The organism is Bifidobacterium sp. UBA6881, assembly GCA_002451435.1.
Lineage (GTDB): Bacteria > Actinomycetota > Actinomycetes > Actinomycetales > Bifidobacteriaceae > Bifidobacterium.
In genome coordinates this window covers 2,125-2,729 of the sequence record DKCF01000114.1, presented here as the reverse complement: position 1 = coordinate 2,729, position 605 = coordinate 2,125, and the positions used below count along the sequence as shown (strand labels likewise).

The following is a 605-nucleotide window of genomic DNA, read 5'->3' as shown; positions in this document are numbered from 1 at the left end:
TGCGCTATGTCGCCGACGTGGATGGCCGTATCGCCCTGCATGTCGAATACCCGGGCGAGCATGATGGCGAGTTGCCGACGATTCCGGCGTTCGGCATCGAATGGGCGCTGCCGGTGCAGTACGCGAATCTGCGGTTCTATGGAGCGGGCCCCGAAGAGACGTATGCCGACCGCAAACATGCGAAGCTGGGCATCTGGCAGACCACGGCGTTTGATGACCATGCGCCGTACCTGCTTCCCCAGGAGACCGGCAACCATGAGGACGTGCGCTGGGCGGAGATCACGGACGATTCCGGGCATGGTCTGCGCGTGAGTCGCGACGAGGCCGGCACCGGCAAGCCATTCGCGATGAGCCTGTTGCCGTATTCGAGCGCGATGCTCGAAGAGGCGCTGCACCAGGACGAACTGCCCGAACCGAAGCACATGTTCCTCCGCGTGCTCGCCGCGCAGATGGGCGTCGGCGGAGACGACTCCTGGATGTCGCCGGTGCACGCGCAGTACCAGCTGCCGGCAGACCGGCCACTCAGCCTCGATGTGGACCTCGAGCTGTTCTGAGTGGACGTCGTCTGAATCCGCATAGGCGGAATACGGGGCGTATGTAATGGG

The 605-nt window shown here is 64.1% G+C and carries 1 protein-coding gene; it reads left to right on the top strand.

The genetic code is table 11. The features are described from left to right. Positions 1–554 (top strand): beta-galactosidase small subunit (locus B3C64_RS08710; RefSeq protein WP_291535098.1); only part of this gene is annotated, 554 nt, incomplete at its 5' end. Positions 555–605 lie beyond the last annotated feature (51 nt).